The following is a 14999-nucleotide window of genomic DNA, read 5'->3' on the forward strand; positions in this document are numbered from 1 at the left end:
ATGACCCAATCCGTATCGCATCATCGTCATCGTAAGTGGCTCAAAAAAGTGATTTTTATTTGCCTCGCACTGATTTTATTGTCATTGCTCAGCAGTCCGTTATTGGCCAAACAAGTTCGGGTTCACACCGATCACCAACAGGTTCAAATGGGCGATATTATTACACTGATCGTGGAAACCGATTTTACTGCCCAAGGAGAACCCGACTTTAATCAAATGCAGGATCAATTTGACTTACTGGGCACCCAACGCAGTAACCAGATCCAGATTATCAACGGTAACTATCAATCATTTTCCCGATGGATATTGCATATCAGTCCCAAGCAAGTTGGCGAACTGGTGGTTCCGCCTTTAGAGGTGGATGGCATTCTCAGTCAACCTCTTATTATTCAGGTTACCGAAGCACAACACCTCGGCAACGGTTATCGTGGCAGCAGTTTCTTAGAGTCCACGCTCAGTCTCGATCAAGCGTATGTCCAACAACAAGTGCTGTTTACACTGCGGTTTTACCATCAAGGGCGTTTTATTGATGGCAATATCCGCCCGCCAGTTTTTGAGGATGCCCTCAGTGAACCCTTGCAAAGTCAATTTCATTATCAAACCCAAATTAATGGGCAACGCTATGATGTTTATCAATGGACATGGGCCTTCTTCCCACAGAAAAGTGGGGAACTGACAATCCCGCCTCAAGCTTTCTACGGCCGCATTCAATATCAAGGGCGTTTAAAACAAGTTAAAGAACATACACAACCTTTACAATTAACCGTTAACCCCAAACCGAACACCTACCCAGCGCAATCAAGCTGGCTACCGGCGCAATCGCTCACATTATCGGAGGATTGGCAAATCAACCAGCCCATCCGCGTTGGTGATGCCATTACCCGAACCATCAAACTGGATGCGCAAGGGCTATTGCACTCACAACTCCCTGAGTGGCAATGGTCGAATCATGCTGACTATCACCTATATCCCGAGCCTTCTCAGCAAAAAAACCAGGTGATGTCACAAGGCATTCACAGCCAAAAATCGGTGGAAGTTGCCATAGTGCCAACCGAAGCCGGCAGCATGACGCTACCGGAAATCACGTTCAATTGGTGGAACACCGAAACCAATCAATTGCAAACAGCCCGGTTACCTGCCAAAACCCTCACCATCTTACCCGCGACTTCAACCCCGCCAGTTGAAAAACCAGCATCAAAAGAAAAAGTTCCACATGAAACATCGACTTCGAAAACCACACCTCAAACCGAAACCATTGGCTGGCAAATAGCGGTTGCGACACTGATGGGGTTGTGGTTTTTAACAGTAATGGGCTTTAGTATTTGGATTGTCAAATTACAAAACCGCCTCAAACAACAAGCGCATGAAACCAGCGGAACGAACCCACAAAACGACCAGGCCTGGTCGAATTTAACGCCCGATATGATGTCATTGTGCGAAAAACCCTTACAACCGTCAGATGCAAAAGCCTTATTTTCAGCCCTATTACACTGGCAGAACCGTCACCCTAATAAAACCAGTGAATTCTTAGAAACACAATTGACAGCACTCAAAGCCCATCTTTATGGGCAAACACCACTTGCGCCAGCGATATTGTCAGACATTTGTAAAGAAGTGAAACGGCTCAGCCAAACACAAGACGAAAATACGGTTGAGCAGAACCGTTTAGCGCCGATTTACCCGACGCATCAAAGTGAAATGAAATCTTAAGACTTAAAATGCCCGTCTGCAATGGTTTGGACGGCCGGATAGTTCGTTTTGCCCGTACCCAGTACCGGAATTTCTTCCACCAGAATGACAGTTTTTGGCACCATAATTTCCGAAACTTGCGCTAATTTCGCCGCTTCTTTTACCGTTTGACGACTTAATCCATCGTCATTGGTGACCAAAATCAACTGTTCACCTTTTCGTTCATCTGCGACAGACACCACCACATGATGCCCCTCTGGGCTATATTGATTAATATAACTTTCCACCGCGGTTAATGAAATCATTTCCCCGCCAATTTTAGCGAATCGTTTTGCACGGCCTTTAATGATAATAAAACCTTCGGCATCCACATCAACCACATCTCCAGTATCATACCATCCGTCTTCTGGTGGCTGTAATACACCCGGCTGATTCGGCATTAGATAGCCCAGCATCACATTTGGCCCCTTCACCATTAAGCTACCGCCCTCGGCAATCCCATCAATAGGCCGAATTTGATAATCGACACCCGGCACCAACTGACCCACCGTGCCATTTTTAAAACTCAATGGCATATTAACGGCCAAAACAGGAGACGTTTCAGTGACACCATAGCCTTCCAAAATCGGCGTATGAAACCGATCGGCATAAAGCCGGCGCGTTTCAGGGCGTAATTTTTCAGCGCCGGCCACCATATAGCGCACACTGTAAAAGTCATACGGATCGGCTTTTTTGGCATAGCCAGAAAAAAAGGTATCAGTACCAAATAAGAGTTTGACATTGAGGTTGTAAATCATCTCGGGGATAACGGCATAATGCAACGGTGAAGGATACAGAAACACCTTTCCGCCTTTTAAGATCGGCCATAGCAATCCGGCGGTTAAGCCAAAGCTGTGAAAAGTCGGCAACGCATTAAACAGTTGCTCTCCTGGCAACAGGGTCAACATCGCTGATATTTGATTGACATTACTGGTGAGGTTTTTATGAGACAACACCACGCCTTTAGGCGTGCCTTCTGATCCGGATGTAAATAACACCACTGCCGGTGAATTCTCATCCACACCATAGCCCTTGAGCGCAGAATGCGGTGTGAAGATAGCACGAATTTTATCAAATGCACTCACTTGACTCCGAACGTCCTCCAAATAAATAAATCGAACTTGATCTGATAACGCTTCAACCACGGCATCCAGTTGATAGACCTCAACAAATTTTCTTGAGGTAAGAATACTTTTCAATTCAGCCGTTTCACAAGCTGACCGCATGGGTCCTAAACCTGCGGTAAAATTCAGCATGGCAGGCACGATACCAAAGGCTTGCAAGCCAAAAAAGGCGATCGGTAAGCCGCTCACATTGGGCAGTAACACACCAACTCGCTGTTCTCCGTGACAAAGGGCTGCCAGCTTTCGGCCTAAAATCATCGCCCCTAATCGCAACTTCTTACGAGAAACACTCACGCCATTAATATCTTCAACACAGACCTGCTTATCGTTATAAGCCTTACCCGAATCACATAGGGCTTTAAACAAGCTTTTGGGGGTCTGTTGACTCTCAAAAATGGCATCCCGCAATATCGTAAAAATCCGGTTTTTAAAAAACTGATGTTTTTGACGGCCTTTTAAATCGCCTAGCATACCCAAAGATTGCGCTGGTAAAACCTGTAAGGTTATGCTCGGGAACCAACGACGTTTGGTAAAGGCAAAACGTTCACCATCCAAGTAAGAAAACGAACTTTGCTGAGCACCCTGAATACAAATCGGTAGAATCTTCGCGTTGGCCTGATGGGCTACCATACCCGTGCCCTCATACACCTTCATCAAGCTACCGGTCGTGGTAATACGGCCCTCTGGAAAAATCATACAATGCTGACCCGATTTGAGTGCTTTAATCACTTGCTTAGTCGCATAAGGGTTATGGAATTCAACTTTAAAGTGTTTTACAAAACTCAATAGAAATTTTTCGTACCATCGGTGAGTATGACTTTCGTCAATCATAAACGCGGTATCACCCGGCAAGAACGCACGAATCAATACGCCATCAAGTAAGGAGGTATGATTGGCAATAATCAGCATTGGCTCACCCGACTGATCCAGATCGTGATAATGCTCTAATCCTCGAATCCTGACTTTAAAAAAGACTTTTAATAATGCTTTAATCACCCACTTCATTCACTGTTTTCCTATTCTTTATCAAACCGTTTCCATGCCGAAAGTACCAAAATGCTGCCAATAGATTCAATAAGGTGATCACATAAAACAGATCAACCACATCCGCGCCCAACCCATACAGCACTAAGACCAATAATGCAGACAAGACCATTAATAATGCATTGGTGATATTATTGACCGCCACCATTCTAGAACGAAAGTGCTCCGCTGTTTGAACTTGGAGCAAGGTATACAAAGGCACACAAAAAGCTCCACCGACTGCAGCTATTGCCACCAAAAGAAGCCAAATTAACCAGGCCTGCCATTGTTGAAGAAATGCCATCATTGCCAAAGGCTCGTCAGCGGTGGGTGTCCAAACAGTCATTATCACATTCGTCGCTAATATCATCACCGACATCCCAATTAATAACCAGCCTAACCAAAGCACGTCCGGTAATGCTTTAACACGCGGTTGAAACCGATGTGCCAACCAAGCACCGATCGCAATACCAATCGAAAATCCCGTTAAAAACAGTAAAACAACTTGATCATCACCGCCCAAAACATTGGAAACCATGATGGGCATTTGACTTAAATAGGTCGCCCCTAAAAACCAAAACCATGAAATCGCAAGCACCGCAAAAAAGGCATCAGGAAAGCGTTTTCTCAATCGCATTTCTTGAATCGTATTGGCAATAAAATTCCATTGCAGGGTGATTGTCGGATCTGTTGACTGTGATGAAGGAACAAACCGACTGGCGATCACACCCAGTACCGCAACCGCGAGCAAAGCCCAAGCCATCAACTGCTGCCCTGATTCGGTTAAAATGCCCCAACCTCCCAATATTGTTCCTAATAAAATGGCCACAAAAGTTGAAGCACTAAACCAACCATTTCCTTCCAATAACTGTTTTTCTGGCAAATGTTCCGGCAAAATAGCATACTTTATTGGGCCGAAAAATGCCGACTGCACCCCCATCAAAAACAACACCCCTAACAAAGCAGCGACCGATTGGGTAGAAAGCGCCATCGCACCCAACAACATAATCAAAACCTCAGCCAATTTGATTTTACGAATCAATAGGGTCTTTTCATATTTATCCGCTAACTGACCGGCAAAAGCCGAGAACAAAAAAAACGGCAGGATAAAAAAACCTGCCGCCATTGTAATCAAAATGCCCGCTTGTTCAGGTGAGTCTGCCAGCCGAAACGTGATTAACATCACTAAGGCATTTTTAAACAGATTATCGTTAAAAGCCCCTAAAAACTGTACCCAAAAAAGCGGAAAGAAATGACGTTTAAACCAAAAAGGATGCCTCATAAATGCCTAATGACCGATTAATATTTCCAAACCAATTGCGCACTGACAATATCCACACTGGCATTATAGTTCCCAACCAAAAACTGCTTATCATCAATCGTATAGTCTACGGGTGACTTATCAGCAAATAAGTGGCTGTAAGCTAAATCCATATTCATATACGCATTTATTTGATAACCAACACCCACCGATACCCAACTGCGATCAGAGTCGGGTGTTCTCGGACTACGATTGGTGTCATTTTGTACGGGTGTTCGATCCATCGCAATCCCTGTTCTCAATTTTAGATTTGGATTGAATTGATAAATTGCACCGAGAGAATAGCGCCATTCATCAGTAAAATCTTGTCGAGTATTGGTATCCGCCAGGCCAGAATCATACTGAATCACCAACTCCTTATAATCCGACCATTTGGTCCAGGTTGCCCCGCCCAATAATGTCAGCTTCCGACCAAATTTCTGTGACAGACTGATAATGGCCGAGGCCGGCATGACAACATTAGATGAAACTTTACCATCTTGTAAGGTACCACTTAACGCAGCATGAACATCATATTCAACCGTGCCACTGGCAGCATGTTTAATATTAGAACGGTAAGATATCCCCATTTTAAAATCGGTATTGGGCGAATATAACACCCCCAAATTATAACCATAGCCCCAACTGTCAGCTTGAATTTTGGCATTCCCATCCGCCGTAACCGCACCACTGGTTAATGCGGCTTGATTGACCTTTTGCTGCATTTGCAAATTCACCGATTGTGCATTTAAACCCAAGCCCAATGCTAATGTTTTACTGAGTTTACGCGACAAGGTTGGATTAACCTGATAGGTTTTTAAATTGGTTTCGGTAGCATGATAACGCCCGACCCAATCTTCTTTATAAGAAATATGCTGACCGAAGGGCACATTCAAGCCAAAGCCAACATGATAAGGACCATAAGCGCGCTTCCAGTATAGATTGGGAACCACGCCCACTGTTGCGCCATCATCGCCATTACCACTAATGGCGTTGCCGGGTACCGCTAAATAAGAACCGTTATTAGAGAACTTAGCAGAAGGGTCAATACGATGCGCCGCCAAAACCGCTTGGGAGCCGGGCAAAACCGCAATTCCCGCTGGGTTAAACCACATGACACTGGCATCTTCCGTTGAGGCCGCAGCACCTGCATAAGACAGCCCTTGACCACTTGCTGACTGTTCAATTAAAGCAAACCCAGATGCCTGAGCGGTCGCTACCAAACTTAATGACAAACTAACCCCAATTAACGCAGATGACAAACGACGCATTTCCGTCCCCTTCTCTAACCATCAAAAAAAATTGAATAGGGTAACCTACTCTGAATGAAATTAATTTTAACAGCTGAGACGCTTCAAAGGCGTCAAAAAAACTTATGACATTGATTGAACGGTTTGATTCAAATTAAGTGATGAGATAAATCAAACAAACAGCATCAATAAAGGATGGAAAAAAAACATAAAAATTTGCCGCATTAACATACGGCAAACTGAGTTGCTTTCAAACTAAGACTAGGTGAGCATTAAAACTCGCCCCACTCATCATCAGATTGGGCTTTGTTTGCCTTTGGCTGAATGGCTTTTGGCGCGGGTTGTTGTGGTTTTGGCTCTTTAGGTGCAGCCAACTGAGCTGGGGATGCGCCTATATGCTGCTCACCTGTATTGAAAAATGCCATTTCTTGCTGCAATCGTGTTGCCTGCTCGCTTAAACTTTCTGATGCTGCGCTAGTCTCTTCAACCAAAGCCGCATTTTGTTGGGTAACGCCATCAATTTCGGTAATGGCTTGGTGAACCTGTTCAACCCCTTCTGCCTGCTCGGTGGCGGCCGTCGCAATTTGGCCAATCATTTTTGAGACCGAATCAATCGAATCATTAATGCTCTGCAGCATTTCACCTGATTGGGTTGCCAAGTTAGAACCATATTCAACTCGGTTAACGGTTTCATCAATCAAGTTTTTAATGTCTTTTGCTGCATCAGCCGCCTTTTGAGCCAAGGCTCTAACTTCACCAGCCACTACAGCAAATCCTCTACCATGATCGCCAGCTCTAGCCGCCTCAACCGCCGCATTCAAAGCTAATAAGTTGGTCTGGAAAGCAATACCATCAATCAACGTCACTATATCCGAAATTTTATGGCTTGACTCTTCTATAGCCGTCATTGCTTCCATGGTTTGCTGCATGACTTCGGTACCTTCATTGGCCTTACCTTGTACATCTTTAGCAATTTGGTTGGCATGTTGTGCATTTTCACTGCTATTCTGGACTTGTGAATTCATTTCATGCATGGTTGAAGAAGTTTGCTCTAAAGCAGCAGCTTGCTGCTGAACGCGCTTACTCAAATCATTCGATCCCTGTGAGACTTCTGCGGCAGCGCCATTAACCACTTCAGACGCATTGGTCGCCATAATGACCACTTCTTTTAACTTGTTAATGGATGCATTAATCGCGGTTTGCAACCCATGTAACTGACCTTTGAAGTTGCCAGTGAGTTCTTTGGTTAAGTCACCGGCGGCTTGCGCATTGACTTCCTCACTAATCGCATCTACAACCTTCGCAATCTGTTTTAAAGAGTCATTCACATTATTTTTCATCAATGCTAGATCACCCTGCGCTTCCGCCGTCACCCGAGCATTAAAGTCTCCGTCATTCATATGCTGCATGGCGACATTAATATCGGCAATCACCGAATTCAAGCTACTGAGTGCTTGGTCGGCATTGATTAGCATGTCACCGTATTGGCCTTTTGCATTGGTACTGACATGGTGAGAAAAATCACCCTTAACTAAGGCATTCATCACATTTTTTAACTGATCCATTACATCTGAGATGTGATCTGCCGAATTATTAATGCCCGCTTTCAAGGTGGCCAAATCACCAGAAATTTCATACTGGATACGTTGATCAAACTGACCATCTGCCAAACTGGAAACCACTTTATTGGCATCCGTCAATGCTCTCTGTACATTATCTAATAACTGATTAAAGGCAATTGACATACTGCCAATTTCATCCTTTCCTAAGACTTCCACTCGGTGTTTAAACTCACCCGTTTGTGAAACTTTGGTAATCACTTTTTCAAGGGAATGTATTGAGCGAAGAATACTTCGAGTAATTACCGTTCCAAAGGCAATGAACACTAAAATAATGATGACAAACACTGTAATCAGAGTTGACTTTAATACTTGCGTTTCTTCAGCTGCATGCGACAGCATCATTTCTGCTTCTTGCACCTGATCATTGACAAAAGGTGTTAATAAAGTATCTAACTGCTCAGCAGCAGTATCAAACTGCCCCATAAACTGGTTACCTGCTGAGGTTCCATCCTTGATATAGGTTTCCGCAAGATGTTTACCAGTTTTATACCATTCTTCAAAAGCGGCTTCTAGTTTAGCAAGCTTTTGGAGGTTGTCTGAATCATTTTCTGCCTCATACATCGCTCTAAATTCAGCTACATCTTCTAAAAAGTGCTGTCGTGATTTCTCCGCTTCGGTAAAGCCATCATCCAAACCATCTTGGCCTCGCGTGACTGAAATATCCGTGAGCCATTGTTGCACTTCAACAACGGTTTTTTTCATTTCGGCTGCCGATAATGCAAAAGGCACACTCTCGGTTTTGACCACATCAACTTCTCCCACTAAGGTGGAAACTTCTGATTCAACCAAAACAGCTGAAATCAACAATGAGAAAGAAATGACCGAAATAAACGCCATCATTTTGTGCGTTAGTTTTATATCCGATAAGTGCATTACCTTTTACCTCTTTTTATTGAGTGAACCACTCTTTAAAACTATATATTCATTTAAAAAACCCGATCTACGAAATTCTGTCAAAAATTCAGCAATATTAGCTTGACCAAATATATACAATATTAACCAGTTTTTATGCAAAATACATATAAATTCTATGGATAAGGGAGGATAAAATTTTGAAACGGTATTTCTCACAAACGCTTTACGGATCACTCCTTGTTTTCATCGCCTTAGCACCCGTTCATGCAAACTTTCAATACGAAGCGGGTGTCAATGCCATTCATCAAAGCACCGATGCAAATATTCCCGCTAGCAATACCTTGACTGCAGATTTTGCTTTTCGATATTTACAACCAAATTATGAACTGAATTTAAGCTTGGTCACTGCCTCAAAAATTGCCCCCGACAGCTTTGCCAATGCCATTCAGTATGCAAGTCCTCATCCAGGGATTGATGGCAATCTTCATGTCTCACAGCTATTCACCAATATTAAATTATCTGAAAGTAGCAATGTATTTATGGGCATTATGGATGGCAGTGGCTGGTTAGACACGTCTTTAATCAGCAATGATGATACGCAAAATTTTATTACGCCTGATTTCATCAATAATCTCACCATCGATTTTCCCGACTATACACCTGGCATTGGTTTAATTACTCAGCTCAATGACAGTGTCATGAGCACCTTTTACCTTTCTACCGCCCGCGAATTAGACATATCTCAGGCAAAGGTCCATGAATACAATGAACAGGAAGGAGTCGAAGAGGAAGACACGGATGACCGAGGCGTATTTGCCGCTACGGAAACCGCATGGGTTATCGATAACGGCTTTATTTCTCTCGGAGCTTGGTTGCGAAGTGGTGACTATGTCAATCTCAGGAATGAACAAGACAATCGGCTCAATAACTATGGTATTTATTCGGTACTGAGTCGTACCTATGGCAATACCTCTTTAGAATCAAGACTGGGATGGGCCAATCCCAAAGTCTCTGAAGTGGCGCAATTCTATGCCCTTAACGTCGAACACAAAACCCATAATTTGCTGGCAAAAAGTCGGATTGGGGCTGGCATAAGCCGAAGAATCTCTGGCGAACTCCCCAATAACAGCCCCCTAAAAAACACCTCAAGTTTAGAGGTCTACTTTGCGATTCCGATTACTAAAAATTTTACCGTCACCCCATTTATTCAAAGTTTTCAGCCCGCGATCCAGGTTGAAGGCACTCCTTTTGACCAATCCAATCTTTGGGCCGTTGGCCTCCGAATGCGATTATTTACCATTAATGAAATCTAATGGCGACAATCAGAAACAGCTTTAGACACTTCTAATTTGCGGATAACCCTTTTCAAGGAGGCCTAGGTTGACAACTTTAACCAGGCCTGGTCAATTTAAGCTGAACGAATGCCTGAGTGCCGAAGCAAAGCATCTATTTGAGGCTCACGACCCCGGAAAGCTTTGAATAAAGTCATTGGGTGAATCGACCCGCCCGCCGCCAAAATGGTATTTTTAAATTTCCTGCCCACTTCCGTATTTAAGATGCCTTGTTCTTCAAAGGCACCAAATGCATCGGCTGACAACACTTCTGCCCATTTATAACTAAAGTAGCCTGCAGCATAACCGCCAGCAAAAATATGGCTAAAGCTGTGCGGAAAACGGTGGTAGTCAGGGGGAAAGACCACCGCCACCTTTTGCCTCACGTCATTGGCCAATGCCAAAATATCTGTCGGTGCGTCTGGCTGGTAATGTGTATGAAGTAAAAAATCAAAGAGTGAGAACTCCAACTGGCGTACCATCATCATGGCCGATTGAAAGCCTCGACTCTGTTTCAACGCCTTAAACAAATCCTCTGGCAAAGGTTGTTGAGTTTCAATATGAGCCGTCATCAATTCAATGCCTTCCGGCTCCCAACAGAAGTTTTCCATAAATTGCGACGGCAGCTCGACCGCGTCCCAAGGCACGCCATTAATCCCAGAGACATCAAAATCATCCATTTCGGTGAGCATATGATGCAAGCCATGACCAAATTCATGGAATAAAGTGGTCACTTCATTATGGGTTAAACAGGCTGGTTGGTCATCCACCGGTGGCGTGAAATTACAGACCAAATATGCAACCGGGGTTTGTAACTCGCCATGACTTGACTGCCAACGGCTAATAGCAGAATCCATCCAGGCTCCGCCGCGTTTATTTTCACGTGCATACAAATCCAAATAGAAAGCCGCGATCACCTGGCCGGATTCATTGCTGATTTCAAAAAACCGAACAGCTTCATGCCAAGCGGATACGCCTTGTTTTTCAGTAACCGTCACGCCAAATAATGTTTCAGTAATTTTAAATAAGCCTGCTAAAACTTTCGTTACTGGAAAATAAGGACGTAGCGCTTCTTGCGATAATGACAAACTTTGATTTTTGAGCTTTTCTGAAACAAAGGTCACATCCCAGGGTTGCAGTGACGATAAGCCCAATTCTGTTTTGGCAAATTGTGATAACGTCTCAAACTCCTGTTGTGCCTGTGGTTTGGATTTTTGCGCCAAGTCGGTTAAGAACTGGATCACTTGATCGGTTGAGTCTGCCATTTTAGTGGCCAAAGACAGTTCGGCATAATTTTGACAACCAAGTAACTCAGCTTTCTGATGGCGCAACTTGAGTATGTCGGCCATTAACGCACTATTATCATACTGGGTATCCTGTGCCATTTCAGAAGCCCGAGTGGCAAAAGCCCGATAGACTTCTTCTCTCAGCTCTCTGTTTTCTGCATAGGTCATTACCGCTAAATAGGATGGAAAATCTAATGTAACCAACCAGCCCTGCTGATAAGATTTTTGTTCTGCCAATTGTGCCAATAGTCCCATTGCACTATCTGGCAACCCGGATAAAAGCGCCCTATCTTCAATGTATTTTGACCAGGCCTGGCTACTTTTTAGCACATTATTGCCAAATTGACTGCTTAACTGTGATAGTTGCTGAGTAATATCTTTATAGGTTTGTTGTTGCGCTTCGTCTAAATCAATCCCCGATAGGCGGAAATCCCTCAATGCATTTTCAATCACCTTTTTCTGAGCCAATGAATAGTGCGTAAACGCGTCTGACTGATGGAGTTGAGAAAATTTCGCAAACAACCCTTTGTTTTGACCCATTTGGCTATGAAAATCGGTAATCTGCTGTAAACAATCGGTGTAAACTTGATGCCATTCATCAGAGTTTTTGACTGCATCGAGGTGACCTACCGGCCCCCAAACTCGCTCCAAGCGATTTTGAATATGCTCTAAAGGTTCCACAAAGTTTTCCCAGCTTGGCATGGCCGTATCGGCCACCAATTTCTCAACCACATCACGGCTTTCCGATAAAACGGCGGTCACGGCCGGCTTGATGTGTTCCACGTGAAACGCACTAAAATCGGGTAACTGGTCGGTCTTTAATAATGGGTTCATTGCTTGGCTCCGAAAGGTCATATTGAAAATCAGCGGTTGATTATACGCAATGCTAAGCCGATTTGAAAACCTTGCTAAAGGTTACAAGCCATTAATTGAATGACTTTGAATTTTTATGCTGATACATGGCGTCATCCGCCTTAGAGAGTAAGGTATCAAGAGAGTCCGCATCATCAGGGTAAATGGCAAACCCCACACTCACAGTGATAGTCAGTCGTGTTCCATCTTTTAAGGTGATAGGTTGACTCACCACCGTTTGCAACTCCGCGCAGATGTCTTGTAAATGGGGTTTTTGATCAAAATGTGGGAGGATTAAAATGAATTCATCCCCACCAACACGCGCAACCCAGTCGGCGTCTTCAACAAATATTTTTAACCGTTCGGCCAAGGTTAATAACACTTGATCGCCCGCAGCATGGCCATATTGATCGTTAATGGGCTTAAATTTATCTAAATCTGCAACAATGACCGCAAACCCTTCCCCCTGAGCCTGTAAATACTGGATTTTTTGTTGAAGTAAATTACGATTCGCCAGTTGCGTTAAAGGATCATGGTTTGCTTGGAAAATAAGTTGCTGTTCACTTTTCAATAACTGTTGATTAACCAATGCCAGCTCCTGAGTTCGGCTTTCCACTCTGGATTCCAACAGTCGTTCATTCTCTTTCGCCGCATTAATCATCTCTTGCTTGATATGCAATGCTTGAGCTTGCGCTGTCTGATGTTGATTTTGCAACTCATTTATCCGATCCGCCAACGCCATCGCCAATAGCAACATTTCAATTGCAGAGCCAATCCAAAGTGAATTGATGGTATAAAAGTTTGTCGGCAATACCCCAATATTATGCAAAGTGATGACAATTATGCCCGTTAATAAAGAGATCCAAGCCAACACAAAAAACCGACTGCCTGGCTGTTTTAAGTAGAGACTAATCGACCCCAAGATCAAGGCACTCAATGCAAACAATAAACCCCAAAGATTGACGGCCATAGCCGCTAAATGATAATGCCCTAAAATGGAAACGATACAAATAACAATAAATCCCAAACTATAAACCAGCATTAATTTGTTGAGATGTAACCGTTGCAAAGTATTGCCTAAAAAACGATGGGCAAATATTGATCCAAAAATCCCAGCGGCAGCCGTGGCGGTTGTTGGAATCAGGTTTGCCAACCAGACGGAATCTGGTAATAAGAACTGATAAGATAATCCAGATAATCCAGCCTGTCCTAACCCTAAAAACCCAATAAATGCCACATAGATTAAATAAATTGGATCACGTAATGAAAAGAAAATAAATAGGTTATAAACCAATAGCCCAAATAGAATCCCATAATAAAGGCTTAAAAAGGCATAGGACCTTTGATCTGCCTGCCAAAGTGCATCCGGCTGCCAAAGCTTTAATGGCACAGTGACGGTTCCTTGAGACTTCACTTTTACATAAAGCACATACTGTTGTTTAGATTGGAGTTGGAGTTCAAAAATTGGAGTGAAATGCGCGTATGGCTTTTGGTTAAAGGCGACTAAATCGCCATTCAATTGCGATGTAAATATCCCATCTTTTTGATTGGCAATATGACACTCAATTACATCCAAAGAAGGGTGTTTAATTTCTAAAAACCATCGATCAGGGGTTGAATCTGTCGTATGCAATTCGAGTCGTAACCAAATTTCATCTTGGGTTAGACCGAAATTAGTGGTGTTATTTTTGTTAGTCGGGGTAAATAAATTTGCATTTTGTTGTGCCAGCAAGGCTTGAAGGGTAAGAGGATCACCGGAGTTTCGAAAAACCGAAACCGCTTGAGATAACGGAATCATCGGCTGATTCGTTACCAAAACATTTTCAGAAGCAGTGGCTTGTGCTGGCCATATCAATAGACTTAAAAAACCATATAATAACAAAACAGGCCAAAATGATTTTGTAACTACGCGCATTGAAAAAATGATCCTGCTTTAATGACTCTATAATGGATACACAAAATTTAACACAGATGAACATAACTGAATGATAATAATCGATTCTATGTCCAATTAGTAGCTTATTAATGAATACCTAATATATTATGGAAAAGACCTCTAAAAACCGATGCTTTGGCAATCAATCCGGTCATGAAGCCTATGCAAATTACCATGATCACGAATGGGGCATTCCGGTTTATGATGATCAAAAATTATTTGAAATGCTCATCTTAGAAGGTGCACAAGCTGGATTGAACTGGGAAACTGTCTTAAATAAACGCGAAGGCTATCGCCAAGCTTTTTATCAATTCGACCCAAATTTGGTTGCCAAAATGACCGATGATGAATTAGAGAGCTTGCGCCAAAATCCAAAAATTATTCGCAATCGCTTAAAAATCGTTTCTGCCCGTAGTAATGCACGGGTATTCTTACAAATTCAAAAATCATTTGGCAGTTTTTCAGACTATTTATGGCAGTTTGTCAACCACCAGCCGATTATCAACCACTGGAAAAGTGCTAAAGAAGTGCCCATAACAACACCCATTAGTGATGCCATTGCGAAAGATTTAAAAAAACGCGGCATGTCCTTTGTGGGTTCAACAATTATTTATGCCTATATGCAAGCAGTGGGTTTAGTGAATGATCATTTGACCAGCTGTTGGCGCTATCATCAACACACTAAAACTTGA

General features: G+C 43.2%; 9 protein-coding genes. 3 read left to right on the plus strand and 6 right to left on the minus strand.

The genetic code is table 11. The features are described 5' to 3' along the window. Window positions 1-1710 carry a BatD family protein gene (locus CYQ88_RS01735; RefSeq protein ID WP_158235988.1) on the plus strand — a complete coding sequence of 570 codons (1710 nt, stop codon included), beginning with the start codon at window positions 1-3 and terminating at the stop codon, window positions 1708-1710. Here the strand turns inward: CYQ88_RS01735 and CYQ88_RS01740 are convergent. From CYQ88_RS01740 to CYQ88_RS01755, 4 genes are all read right to left on the minus strand, one after another. Further along, on the minus strand, window positions 1707-3857 hold the full coding sequence (locus CYQ88_RS01740) for an AMP-binding protein (RefSeq protein ID WP_101839618.1): 2151 nt from the start codon (window positions 3855-3857) through the stop codon (window positions 1707-1709). The two genes, CYQ88_RS01735 and CYQ88_RS01740, sit on opposite strands and share 4 nt — an antisense overlap. Then, on the minus strand, window positions 3841-5157 hold the full coding sequence (locus CYQ88_RS01745; protein ID WP_101839619.1) for an MFS transporter: 1317 nt from the start codon (window positions 5155-5157) through the stop codon (window positions 3841-3843). The genes CYQ88_RS01740 and CYQ88_RS01745 overlap by 17 nt, the downstream gene beginning before the upstream one ends. Window positions 5158-5174: 17 nt before the next feature. Continuing rightward, window positions 5175-6446 (minus strand): OmpP1/FadL family transporter, encoded by a 1272-nt coding sequence (locus CYQ88_RS01750; RefSeq protein WP_101839620.1) that lies wholly within the window; start codon window positions 6444-6446, stop codon window positions 5175-5177. Window positions 6447-6697: 251 nt separating this feature from the next. After that, the gene (locus CYQ88_RS01755; RefSeq protein ID WP_101839621.1) at window positions 6698-8920 is read right to left on the minus strand and encodes a methyl-accepting chemotaxis protein; all 2223 of its coding nucleotides are present in this window, start codon (window positions 8918-8920) and stop codon (window positions 6698-6700) included. Window positions 8921-9099: 179 nt separating this feature from the next. Here CYQ88_RS01755 and CYQ88_RS01760 point away from each other — a divergent pair, with 179 nt between their 5' ends. After that, window positions 9100-10215: a hypothetical protein gene (locus tag CYQ88_RS01760; protein WP_101839622.1), complete on the plus strand. Its 1116-nt coding sequence runs from the start codon at window positions 9100-9102 to the stop codon at window positions 10213-10215. Between the two features lie 95 nt (window positions 10216-10310). Here the strand turns inward: CYQ88_RS01760 and CYQ88_RS01765 are convergent, their stop codons facing one another. Beyond that, window positions 10311-12353, minus strand: a complete 2043-nt coding sequence (locus CYQ88_RS01765) for a M3 family metallopeptidase (protein ID WP_101839623.1) — start codon at window positions 12351-12353, stop codon at window positions 10311-10313. A 91-nt stretch (window positions 12354-12444) separates the two neighbouring features. Beyond that, window positions 12445-14286 carry a diguanylate cyclase gene (locus CYQ88_RS01770; protein ID WP_101839624.1) on the minus strand — a complete coding sequence of 614 codons (1842 nt, stop codon included), beginning with the start codon at window positions 14284-14286 and terminating at the stop codon, window positions 12445-12447. Between the two features lie 128 nt (window positions 14287-14414). Between CYQ88_RS01770 and CYQ88_RS01775 the strand changes: the two genes are divergently transcribed. After that, window positions 14415-14999, plus strand: a complete 585-nt coding sequence (locus CYQ88_RS01775) for a DNA-3-methyladenine glycosylase I (protein ID WP_101839625.1) — start codon at window positions 14415-14417, stop codon at window positions 14997-14999.

It is taken from the genome of Hydrogenovibrio sp. SC-1 (assembly GCF_002848135.1).
Classification (GTDB): Bacteria; Pseudomonadota; Gammaproteobacteria; order Thiomicrospirales; family Thiomicrospiraceae; genus Hydrogenovibrio.